The 11,879-nt window shown below is 61.9% G+C and carries 8 protein-coding genes; 5 read left to right on the top strand and 3 right to left on the bottom strand.

Features of this window, described 5'->3' with window-relative positions:
• The first annotated feature begins 21 nt into the window (after positions 1-21).
• Positions 22-1,866: a dihydroxy-acid dehydratase gene (gene ilvD / locus K3724_RS01900; RefSeq protein WP_259989538.1), complete on the top strand. Its 1,845-nt coding sequence runs from the start codon at positions 22-24 to the stop codon at positions 1,864-1,866.
• A gap of 336 nt (positions 1,867-2,202) precedes the next feature.
• Here ilvD and K3724_RS01895 read toward each other — a convergent pair whose 3' ends face one another.
• On the bottom strand, positions 2,203-3,021 hold the full coding sequence (locus K3724_RS01895; protein ID WP_259989536.1) for a sulfotransferase family protein: 819 nt from the start codon (positions 3,019-3,021) through the stop codon (positions 2,203-2,205).
• 143 nt (positions 3,022-3,164) lie between these two features.
• On the opposite strand from K3724_RS01895, the gene K3724_RS01890 reads away from it, so the two are divergent.
• Both K3724_RS01890 and K3724_RS01885 read left to right on the top strand, forming a co-directional pair.
• Entirely contained in the window at positions 3,165-4,742 is a 1,578-nt protein-coding gene (locus K3724_RS01890; protein ID WP_259989534.1) for a DUF5928 domain-containing protein, read from the top strand.
• A gap of 113 nt (positions 4,743-4,855) precedes the next feature.
• Positions 4,856-6,259 carry an MATE family efflux transporter gene (locus K3724_RS01885; protein ID WP_259989532.1) on the top strand — a complete coding sequence of 468 codons (1,404 nt, stop codon included), beginning with the start codon at positions 4,856-4,858 and terminating at the stop codon, positions 6,257-6,259.
• 13 nt (positions 6,260-6,272) lie between these two features.
• Here the strand turns inward: K3724_RS01885 and K3724_RS01880 are convergent, their stop codons facing one another.
• Positions 6,273-7,205: a LysR family transcriptional regulator gene (locus tag K3724_RS01880; protein WP_211038133.1), complete on the bottom strand. Its 933-nt coding sequence runs from the start codon at positions 7,203-7,205 to the stop codon at positions 6,273-6,275.
• A 120-nt stretch (positions 7,206-7,325) separates the two neighbouring features.
• Here K3724_RS01880 and K3724_RS01875 point away from each other — a divergent pair, with 120 nt between their 5' ends.
• Together K3724_RS01875 and K3724_RS01870 are read left to right on the top strand one after the other, a co-directional pair.
• On the top strand, positions 7,326-8,984 hold the full coding sequence (locus tag K3724_RS01875; protein ID WP_259989529.1) for a BCCT family transporter: 1,659 nt from the start codon (positions 7,326-7,328) through the stop codon (positions 8,982-8,984).
• A gap of 103 nt (positions 8,985-9,087) precedes the next feature.
• Positions 9,088-10,740, top strand: a complete 1,653-nt coding sequence (locus K3724_RS01870; protein ID WP_259989527.1) for an ABC transporter substrate-binding protein — start codon at positions 9,088-9,090, stop codon at positions 10,738-10,740.
• Positions 10,741-10,792: 52 nt separating this feature from the next.
• On the opposite strand, the gene K3724_RS01865 is transcribed toward K3724_RS01870, so the two are convergent.
• Complete coding sequence (locus K3724_RS01865) at positions 10,793-11,878, bottom strand: hybrid-cluster NAD(P)-dependent oxidoreductase (RefSeq protein ID WP_259989525.1); 1,086 nt, start codon at positions 11,876-11,878, stop codon at positions 10,793-10,795.
• Position 11,879: the final 1 nt, after the last annotated feature.

Here is an 11,879-nt window from a genome sequence, read left to right as displayed (position 1 = left end):
AAGACTAAGGGAAATAGCCTGATGCCAATGTACCGATCCAGAACCTCCACCCATGGCCGCAACATGGCGGGCGCGCGCGGATTGTGGCGCGCCACCGGCATGAAAGACGATGATTTCGGCAAACCGATCATCGCCATCGTCAACTCCTTCACCCAGTTTGTGCCCGGCCACGTGCATTTGAAGGACCTGGGCCAGATGGTCGCCCGCGAGGTTGAGGCGGCCGGCGGTGTCGCCAAGGAGTTCAACACCATCGCGGTGGATGACGGTATCGCCATGGGCCATGACGGCATGCTGTATTCACTGCCGTCGCGCGAAGTTATTGCCGACAGCGTCGAATACATGGTCAACGCCCATTGCGCCGATGCCATGGTCTGCATCTCCAACTGCGACAAAATCACTCCGGGCATGCTGATGGCCGCCATGCGCCTGAACATCCCGGCGATCTTTGTCTCCGGCGGCCCGATGGAAGCGGGCAAGATCGACATTGCCGATCTGGACATGAAGAAGATCGACCTGGTCGATGCGATGGTGGCGGCGGCGAATGACAAGTTCACCGATGAGCAGGTCCAGCACATCGAAGAGAACGCCTGCCCGACCTGCGGGTCGTGCTCGGGCATGTTCACTGCCAACTCGATGAATTGCCTGGCCGAGGCCCTGGGCCTGGCGCTGCCCGGCAACGGCTCGACCCTGGCGACCCATGCGGACCGCAAACACCTGTTCCTGGAGGCCGGCCGCAAGATCGTCGACATCACCAAGCGTCACTATGTGGGCGAAGAAAAAGGCCTGCTGCCGCGCGAGATTGCAACGTTCAAGGCGTTTGAGAACGCGATGAGCCTGGACATTGCCATGGGCGGCTCCACCAACACGGTGCTGCACCTGCTGGCGATTGCCAATGAGGGCGAAGTCGACTTCAACATGTCCCACATGGACCAGCTGAGCCGCAAGGTGCCTTGCTTGTGCAAGGTGGCGCCGAACACGGCCAATGTGCATATGGAAGACGTGCACCGGGCCGGCGGTATCTTCTCGATCCTGGGTGAATTGTCCCGTGCGGGCCTGCTGCATAATGATTGCAGCACCGTGCATACCTCGACCATGGGCGAGGCGATTGCCAAATGGGATATCAAGGTTGCCAACAACCCCGAGGCCGAGGCGCTGTTCAAGGCGGCCCCTGGCGGCGTGCGCACAACACAAGCGTTCTCTCAGTCCAACCGCTACAAGGAGTTGGATAATGACCGTGAAAACGGTGTGATCCGCTCCAAGGAACACGCTTTCAGCCAGGACGGCGGCCTTGCGGTGCTGTTCGGCAATATCGCGCTGGACGGCTGCATCGTGAAAACCGCCGGCGTCGATGCCAGCAATCTCACCTTCACCGGTTCGGCCTATGTCTGCGAAAGCCAGGACGCGGCGGTCAACGACATCCTGACCGGCAAGGTCAAAGAAGGCGACGTGGTTGTGATCCGCTATGAAGGCCCGCGCGGCGGTCCGGGGATGCAGGAAATGCTCTACCCGACCTCCTACCTGAAATCCAAAGGCCTCGGCAAAAAATGCGCGCTGCTGACGGACGGACGGTTCTCCGGCGGCACCTCGGGCCTGTCGATCGGCCATGTCTCGCCCGAGGCAGCCGAAGGCGGTCTGATCGGACTGGTGCAGCAGGGCGACACCATCGAGATCGACATTCCCAACCGCTCGATCCATCTGGCGGTGCCGGACGAGGAACTCGCCGCGCGCCGCGAAGCGCAGGATGCGGCCGGCTGGAAACCCGCCGCACCGCGCAAGCGCAGAGTATCCAAGGCGCTGAAAGCCTACGCGCTGCTGGCCACATCGGCGGCCAAGGGCGCCGTGCGCGCGCTGCCTGACGAGGACTGAAGCCCTTCAGTCACGAAACCTTCAACACCCGCCGCAAAAAACGCGGCGGGTTTTCTTTTGCGCCTGTCCCTGAACCGCCTCTCAGCAACATTCCTGTTTCAGCAAAAACTCCCGCCCCCGCTACGCCCCGCTAACTAACGCCAGCACGCCAAGCGACGTTGGGCCAAGCGCCGCGCTAACGCGCGGCGTGTCTCCGGCGGGAGTATTTAGCCAAAGGTGAAGCCGAATGGCCGATTGCGACACCCGCCCGCGCCGCGCCAGCGGCGCTGGGCCCAAGGCTTTTGGCGCTGCATCTTTGATGCTGCGGCAAGGCGCGGGAGCGCCCTGCCCGCCTGCTTACTCCCCCAGCTTGGCGTGCACCTCGTCCAGGTCGATCTCGCCCACCGGCATCTTGTTGCCGGGGTTCTCGAAATCGTATTTGAACAGCTCGAAATCGCGTTTGTAGATCTCATAGACCAGATGCATTGACAGATCGTCGAAATAGTCCTCAACGGCGTGCGCGCGCTTGGGGCCGTGGCCTTCGCTTTCGTTGAAGCGCGGGATCGCGTCCAGGTCCACGGCATGCGGCGTTTCGATCGCATCAAGCACGCCTTGCATGCCGGTGTTGAAATCCTCGGTCCAGAAGATCCGGTTGTAGCGGCCGCCGTTCAGAATGAAGGTGGACACATGCCCCGACATCGCCGACCAGTGGATGTCCGGGTCCATCGGGCGGCGCCAGCGGATGGTGTCGCGCACGAACAGCAGAAACCGGCGGAAGCTGGCGATCTGGTCGAATTCCTGCTTACCGTCCTCGCCGCCGACCTCGATGCCGTATTCATAGGCCAGCTTGGGCACCAGATTGCCGCGGTAGCGCCGCCCGTTGCGCTGAATGCCGCAGATCTTGTCAAAGAAAGAGCTGAGCACGCGGGTGTAAGGATTGCGAACACAGGTAAAGGCGTAAGACCGATGCCCCTGCACATTGCGGGTGATCGGCCCCTGGCTGTGCTCCAGCGCCCATTTGTGCAGGCCATCCTTGGCGTCATGAATGTCGCCATCGAAAAACTGCCCGTGATCGGAGTAATGCAGGATCTGCCCGATCGTCGAGCAGGCGCATTTCGGCACCACCCGGTAGACCACAGTTTCACTTTCCGTCATCCAGGTGCCGGGGAACCCCATCCGCTGCCCTCTTGTTTATTCTTGCCTTGTCCCCAGCAGTATTCGCATATGTTTACCGAAACGGGAACTATCTGGTTTATTCGTGCCTTAAGCCCGCTTATCAAGGGAAACAATCAGGCAAAACAAGGCAATCCGTCCACGCCATGGCAAAAATCGCATATATTCTGCTCTGCCATAAAGACCCCGAGGCGATCATCCAGCAGGCTGAGCGGCTGACCGCGGCCGGCGATTACATGGCGATTCACTTTGACGGGCGGGCGGCGCCGGAAGACTACCAGCTGATCCGAACAGAACTGGCGGACAATCCCAATGTGGCCTTTGCCAAAAAGCGGATCAAATGCGGCTGGGGGGAATGGTCGCTGGTCGAGGCGACGCTGCACGCGCTGCGCAGCGCGGTTGATGAATTCCCGCGCGCCACCCATTTCTACATGCTGTCGGGCGATTGCATGGCGGTGAAAACTGCGGAGTATGCCCACCGGTTCCTTGATCAGCATGACAAAGATTTCATCGAAAGCTTTGATTTCTTCGAAAGCGACTGGATCAAAACCGGCATGAAGGAAGACCGGCTGATCTACCGGCACATTTTTAACGAGCGCAAGCACAAGCAGCTGTTTTACTGGAGCCATGGGCTGCAGAAACGCCTGGGGCTGCAGCGCGAGGTGCCGGCCGATATCCAGGTGCAGATCGGCAGCCAGTGGTGGTGCCTGCGCCGCCGCACGGTAGAGTGGATCCTGGAATTCACCCGCAGGCGCCGCGATGTGATGCGGTTTTTCCGCACCACCTGGATCCCGGATGAAACTTTCTTTCAGACCCTGGTGCGCCATCTGATCCCGGAAGGCGAGATCGAGACCCGCACCCTCACCTTCCTGATGTTCACCGATTACGGCATGCCGGTGAATTTCCACAATGACCATTACGACCTGCTGCTGAGTCAGGACTTTTTGTTCGCCCGCAAGATCAGCCCGGAAGCGACCGAGCTGAAGTCGCGGCTTGGGCGGCTTTATGCGGCGCAAGGCGTCGACTTCCAAATCTCCAACGAGGGGCGCAGCCTGTATACATTCCTGGTCCAAAGGGGCCGGATCGGGCGCCGGTTTGCACCGCGGTTCTGGGAGACCGAAAGCTCGCTGGGGCGTGAACGCGAGCTGCTGATCGTGATCTGCAAGAAATGGCACGTGGCCAAGCGGCTGCTGGAGCAGATCCGGCAAGTGACCAATATCCCGGCCATCGACTACCTGTTCAACGAAGAAGACACCCCTTTGCCCGACCTCGGCGGCATCCAAGCGGCGCTGATGAAGCGCACCCGGCACCGCCGCGCGCTGATGCGGATGCTGTTCGAATACTACGAGTCCGACCAGCTGATCATCTGTCTGGATCCCGGCGCCATCGACCTGATGAACGATTTTCATTCCGACCGCTCCTCGACCCGCTTCCTGCAGATCGAATGCGAGTTCAGCAACGACTATCTGACCGGCCACGCGCACCGGGTCGGGCTGGCGGGTGAGCGTACACCGCAATTGACGCTGGAGCGGCTGCTGCCGACTATCCGCAACGACATCCTGCATGAAAACGACCGCATCCGCGATGCCGGGTTCAGCCAGCTGTTCCAGATGAGGGAAAGCAGCAGCCCGGAGGAAAACGCAGGCCAGCTGCGCGGTTTCCTGGGTCTGACCGAGGAGAAAGCCATGCAGATTGCCGAGACCCATTACCTGTTCGCAGATTGATCCGGCCGCCACGCGCAGCGGCACGCATTGACAAGACCGGGGCGGTGGCGTCGTCATGCAGGGAGGAAGATATCCGCCCGGGACAGGATCATAACCATCAAAGGGTTTGAAAGATGGCAGAGCAACCGGACCGCAAAGCCGTCTTTCTGACCGGCAGCCTGATGCGGCATGTCACCCGAATGTCGCTGACCGCCAGCATCGGGCTGATGGCGATGTTTGCGGTTGATTTCGTCGACATGGCCTTTATCGCGATGCTGGGAAATGACGCGCTGGCAGCTGCGGTGGGATATGCCGGAACGCTGCTGTTTTTCACCAATTCGATCAATATCGGACTGTCCATCGCTGCAGGTTCGCTGGTGGCGCGGGAGCTGGGCGCCGGGCGGCCGGATCAGGCGCAGCAATATGCCACCAGCGTGGCCGCCATCGGGATGCTGACCGGGCTTTTGATGCCGGTCCTGGTGCTGGCCTATCTGGAGCAGATCCTGGCGCTGCTCGGCGCTGAGGGCGAGGTGTTGCGGCTGGCCATGCGCTATGTCTGGATCATCCTGCCAACGATGTGGGTAATGGCGCTGGCGATGACCGGCATGGCGGTGCTGCGCGCCCATGGCGATGCGCGCCGGTCGATGATGGCGACGCTGTACGGCGGCGGCTTGAATGCGGTGCTGGATCCGCTGCTGATCTTTGGCCTGGGACTGGGGCTGGATGGCGCGGCCATTGCCTCAGTGCTGGCGCGGGCCTGTATGCTGGGGGCCGCCTTCTGGCCCGCCATCCGGGTGCATCAGGGCTTCATGCGGCCCTCGCTGCGGCAGATCGGCGGCGACCTGCGGGCGATCCGGGCGATCGCAGTGCCTGCGGTGCTGACCAATGTCGCGACCCCGCTCGGCAATGCCATTGTGCTGCGCGAAATCGCCCAGTTCGGAACTGAGGCGGTCGCCGGGATGGCGGTGATCGGGCGCCTGATGCCGGTGGCATTTTCGGTGATCTTTGCGCTGTCCGGCGCCATCGGCCCGATCATCGGCCAGAACTTTGGCGCCGGGCAGTTTGCCCGTGTGCGCCAGGCGTTTCTGGCCGGCATCGCCTTTACCGCGGTCTATGTGTTGCTGATGGCGGCGGTGCTGTTTGCCCTGCGGGTGCCGATTGCGGATCTGTTCTCGGCCACCGGCGAGACCCGCACGCTGATCTACCTGTTCTGCGGGCCGCTGGCACTGGCGTATTTCTTCAACGGGGTGCTGTTTGTCGAAAACGCCAGCTTCAACAATCTGGGCCACCCGGTCTATTCCACATGGATCAACTGGGGCCGCCACACCCTGGGGACCTGGCCGCTGGCCGTTCTGGGCGGCACCTTATACGGTGCGCCTGGGGTGTTGCTGGGCCAGGCGGCCGGCGGGGTGATCTTTGCCTGCCTGGGCGGGCTGCTGCTGCGCCGGGTGCTGCTGCGGCTGACCCGGCCTGCCGCGGTCGATGCCTTTGCTCCGCAGCACCGGCTGCACGCGCTGCTGGGGCGCCGCGGCTGGTAATCCGGCACCAGCCCTACATCACCGCAGAACCTGCCAGATGTTCGGCGATCCAGTCGAACACCAGACTGGGCCCCCGCAGGCGGCTGGAATAGTCGCGCGACATCACATAGCCGGCATCGCTGACCACCACATCCGGCACCACTCTGACCAGCGACCCGTTCTGCAACAGCCTGTCGATCAGCCCCAGCCAGCCCAGGGCAATGCCGTCACCAGACACTGCGGATTGCACCACCATGTCGTAGTTGTTGAAACTGATATAGTTCTTCGACCGCTCGCCCGCGATACCCAAGCGATCGAACCAGCCCTGCCAGGTCTGCCATTCCGCCGAGGCCGGTTTTGACAGGCTGAGCAGCTGAAAATCCAGCAAGCTTGCTGCCGAAGACACCGGGCCATGCCGTTCCAGATAGGCCGGGCTGCACACCGCCCCCACCCGCTCCTGCAGCAGCATCACATCGCCGTCGCCCATACTGCTGCGCGGGCCGACGTGGATCTTGATATCGCAATCCTCGCCATAGTCGTCCGGCGCTACCTGCGAGGCGAGGATCTGGATCTCAATCTCATCGCCCAGTTCGGCGCGCAAATGCGACAGCCGCGGCAGCAGCCAGAAGCTGGCAAAAGCAAAATCCGCCGAAATCCGCACCCTGGGGCGGGACTTGCGCTCCAGCAGCGACGCCACCGAGTTTCCCATCTGCGCCATCGCCGGACGGACCACATTCAACAGCCGCACACCTTCGTTGGTCAGCGACACGCCGCGATGCTCGCGCCGGAACAAAGCAATACCCAATTCCGTCTCAAGCCCCTTGATCTTCTGCGAGACCGCCGATTGTGTCAGCCCCAGCGCCTCGGCTGCGCCGGTGAAATTACCATGCCGGGCCACCAGGTCGAAACTATGCAGCGCGACCAGATTATAGCTCAGCTTCCTATTAATGCTGCTAATGTCATTCATAAATTATTGCCTACTGCAAAAGGCAGAATTTTTGTACCAGAAAATGCCCTGTGTAAGGTCTGCTAAGCCGTAGCCCCGGGCGGCATCAACCGGCAGATCAACAGAAAACAGGGATTTTTCATGTCAATCAAACCTCCTTTAACGGATCTGCCGATCGGCACGTCCGACAGCGGATTTTACCGGGGCTTCAGCCAGATCGTCACCATTTCTTCAAAACTGATGATCGGCGGGCTGGTGGTCTGGGCCATTGCCTTTCCCGAACAATCCGGTGCGGTGCTGAATTCGGTCAACGGCTTCATTCTGGCCTCTTTCGGGGCCTGGTACATCTGGACCGTGGCGCTGTTCGTGCTGTGCTGTATCGCGCTGGCGATCTGGCCCGCCGCCGGACGGCTGAAGCTGGGCCAGAACGGCGACACACCGGAGTTTTCCAACTTTTCGTGGTTTTCAATGATGTTCGGGGCCGGCATCGGGGTCGGCATGCTGACCTGGGCGGTGGCCGAGCCGATCTATCACTGGAACAACAATCCTGAAGTGATCCAGGGCCTGACCAACGGCGGTGCTGCGGACAATATCCGCATGGCTTACAAATGGTCGTTCCTGCATTGGGGGCTGGGTGCCTGGGCCTGCTATGCAATTGCCGGGCTGGCACTGGGGTTCTTCAGCTACCGCCGCGGGCTGCCGCTGACCATGCGTTCGTCGCTGACACCGCTGTTCGGCGCCCGCCTGTCCGGATCCATCGGCCATGTGGTGGATATCGTCGCCGTGGTCGCCACCATCCTCGGCGTGGCGCAGACCCTGGGTTTCGGAGTGGAACAGTTTGTCTCCGGCCTCACCCGGATTGGCATTGATGGGCTGGCCAACGAGGCCGGCACCGCCAATACCGCCGGCGTGATCGTGGCAATCCTGGTGATAATGGCAGCCTCCACCGCCTCGGCCCTGTCGGGTGTCGGCAAGGGGATCAAATGGCTGTCAAATATCAACATGGTGCTGAGCATCGCATTGCTCAGCTTCTTTCTGCTGTTCGGCTCCACCTTCTTTGGCCTGCAGGCGCTGGTAGTTGGCCTGTGGGATTACCTGATCGCATTGCCGGACATGATGTTCCGGGTCTGGACCGGCGACGGCACCCCGGACAGCGTGGCCACAAAGCTGGAAGGCTGGCAGGGCGGCTGGTCGGTGTTTTACTGGGCTTGGTGGATTGCATTCGCCCCGTTTGTCGGCTTGTTCCTGGCGCGGATCTCCAAGGGCCGCACAATCCGCGAATTTGTGCTGGGCGCCATGATCGTGCCGTCGCTGATGTGCTTTGTCTGGTTCACCTGGGCCGGCGGCACCGCAATTGATCTGGAGCTTTACGGCGGCGCCGACGGCCAGATCGCCACGGCACCTGATGGCGACAAGATCTTTGCCATGGTACAATACATGCTGTCGCCCTGGGTCGGCTGGGCGATGTCGGTGATGATCGTGGTTCTGCTGATGACCTATCTGGTGACCACAGCGGACAGCGCGGTGCTGATCGTCAACACCATCAACGCCGCCGGCGACGAAGGCCCCAAGGCCCGCCCGCATATCATTTTCTGGGGTGTGGCGCTTGGCGCGGTGGTGACGGCGCTGCTGCTGGTCGGGGGCCTCAAGGCAATCCAGACCGCTATGGTGATCGGCGCCCTGCCCTTCTCAGTGGTGATGGTGCTGCAATGCGCCGCCCTGATCAAAGCGATCTACAACGACGGCCGCCGCGAGCAGGCTGGAATCGCCACCACCATCACTCAGGAGCCGGCGGAATAAAGCCACCGGCGAATGGCTGCTGGCGGGCGGGGCAGCCAGTCACACCCTTTCCACTGCTGCCCGCATCTTTCCCGCCGCTGAACACAGCAACAAAGGAAGCAAAATGACCAAATACTATAACAGGGAAACCCACCACCCCGCAGTGCGCATGCATGCGGAGGAAACAGCCCAAGGCAAACTGGACCGGCGCGAATTCCTGTCCCGCGCAACCGCGCTGGGTGTGACCGCATCCGCGGCCTATGGCATGATCGGCCTCAGCCAGCCGGTGCAGGCCGCAGCCAATGCCCAAAAGGGCGGCACCATCCGCATCCAGCAGGTCGTGCGCGCCCTCCTTGATCCGCCGCTGTTCAACTGGCCGCAGCTGGGCAATCTGGTGCGCGGCTACCTGGAATACCTGGTGCAATACAATGCCGACGGCACCTTTGAGCCGCGGCTGCTGGAAAGCTGGGAGGTCAACGAGGATGCCACCGAATACTTGCTGCACATCCGCCCCGGCGTGAACTGGAACGACGGCCGCGGCACCCTGACGGCCAAGGACGTCGCCTATAACTTTGCCCGCTGGTGCGATGGCAAATGGGAAGGCAACTCAATGGCGGCCCGCATGGGCTCCTTGCAGAACGAGGCCGGCGACGGCCCCGCCGAGGGCGCGCTGGAGGTGGTCGACGATCTGACGCTGAAGGTAAAGCTCACCCGCCCGGACATCACCATCATCCCGGCAGTGACCGAATACCCCGCGGCCATTGTGCCGGACGGCTGGTCGGGCGATCCGGGCGCCGACCCGGTCGGCACCGGGCCTTACAAATTGGTGGAATACGAGGTCGGTGTCAAAGTGGCCCTGGAAAAGAACACCGATCACGAATGGTGGGGCGAAGGTGCCCATCTGGACCGGATCGAGTTTATTGACTTCGGCACCGACGGCTCCACCCATCTGTCAGCTGCCGAGGCCGAAGAAATCGACATGGTCTATGAAACCGTGGGGGAATACGTCGATATCTTCACCTCCATCGGCTGGAAGTTGAGTGAATCCGTCTCGGCCAACACTCTGGTGCTGCGCACCAACCGCGATGCCGAAGTGGACGGGGCGCAGCCCTATGCCGATGCCCGTGTCCGCCGCGCCCTGGCGCTGGCCTGCGACAACGCGGTGCTGCTGGAACTCGGCTATGACGGGCGCGGCACCCTGGCGGAGAACCACCACGTCTGCCCGATCCACCCGGAATACGCCGATATCGGCGCCCCGGTGCGCGACCCGGAAGCCGCCCGCCAATTGATGGAGGAGGCCGGGATGCTCGATTTCGAGCATGAGCTGTTCTCAATCGACGACGACTGGCGCCGCAATACTACCGATGCGCTGGCAGCGCAGATGCGCGATGCCGGCCTCAAGGTCAAACGCACGGTTCTGCCCGGCAACACCTTTTGGAACGACTGGGACAAATATCCGTTCAGCTCCACCGACTGGGGCCACCGCCCGCTGGGGGTGCAGGTGCTGACACTGGCCTATAAAACCGGGGTGGCCTGGAATGAAACCGGTCTCGCCAGCACCGAGTTCGACAGCATGCTGGAGGCCGCCTCAGCCATTGCCGATGCCGATACCCGCCGGGGGCATATGGAGAAGATTGAGCAGTTCATGCGTGACGACGGCACCGTGATCCAGCCTTACTGGCGCTCGCTTTACCGTCACGCCCGCCCTGGTATCATCGGCGCCGAGAGCCACCCGATCAACGAAATCCACGTGCACAAACTGGCGCTGGAAGCCTGATCAGGCCTTAAAAAAAAGGACGCGCGCCAGATCCGGCGCGCGCCCGTTTTCATCAGATATCGACCTCAACCCGGCCAATCGGGTTGGAGCAGCAGGCCAGGATGTAACCGGCCTCCACGTCTTCCTCCGAAATGCCGCCGTTGTGGACCATATGCACCTCGCCTGCGGTTTTCCTGACCTTGCAGGTGCCGCAGATGCCAAAGGTGCAGCCCGACGGGATGTTCAGCCCCGAAGCCTTGGCCACCGCCAGCACCGTATCTGTTTCGGTGCAGGTTGCCATAACACCGGACGCCGCAAAGCTGATCTCGGCGGCAGCAGTTTCCTCCGGCACCACATCGTCGATCTCGGGCACATCAGCGGCTGTTTCAACCGGCGCGCCAAAGCTCTCCTGGTTGTAGTTCTCCATGTCAAAGCCCAGGCCGTTGAGCATGTCGCGCACCGCCTGCATGAAGGGTTCCGGTCCGCAGCAGTAGACCTCGCGCTCCAGGTAATCCTGCGCGATCAGGCCCAGCATGATCTGGTTCAGCTGGCCGCGGTAGCCGGTCCAGACCTGATAGGGATCGTCCTCTTCCACCACCAGGTTCAGCTTCAACCCCGGCAGCCGCGACGCCATGCTTTCCAGCTGCTGGCGGGCGATGATCTCGCTGGGGCGTTTGGCGCAGTTGATAAAGCAGATGTCGGGCGACTGGCCGCGGTCGAACAGATACTGTGTCATCGACAGGCTGGGCGTGATGCCCGAGCCTGCGGAGATGAACAGAAACTTGCCATTCGGGCGTTTTGGCAGGGTGAACACCCCTGCCGGGCCGGAGGCGCGCAGGATCCTGCCGGGGCGCAGATGGTCCAGCATCCAGCGGGTGCCGATGCTGTCGCCCTGGGCCTTGACCGTTACCGAGATCGACAATGGCCGCGAGGGCGACGAGCTGATGGTGTAGGTGCGCCAGACGGTCCCTTCCGGCACCGGCAATTCCAGTGTCAGGAACTGGCCCGGCTGGTATTTGAACCACGCGCCGGACGGCGCGCGGAAGCTGAAGGTGGCGGTGTTCGGCGCTTCCGGAACAACCGAGACGCATTCCAGCATCTCGTCGTCCTTCCACGCCAGGGTTTCGTCCAATGTCTCAAAATTGGCCTGCAATCCCATG

Source organism: Leisingera sp. M658, assembly GCF_025144145.1.
Classification (GTDB): domain Bacteria; phylum Pseudomonadota; class Alphaproteobacteria; order Rhodobacterales; family Rhodobacteraceae; genus Leisingera.
Note: the sequence above shows the minus strand (reverse complement) of the source record. Positions and strands in the feature narration are given on the sequence as shown.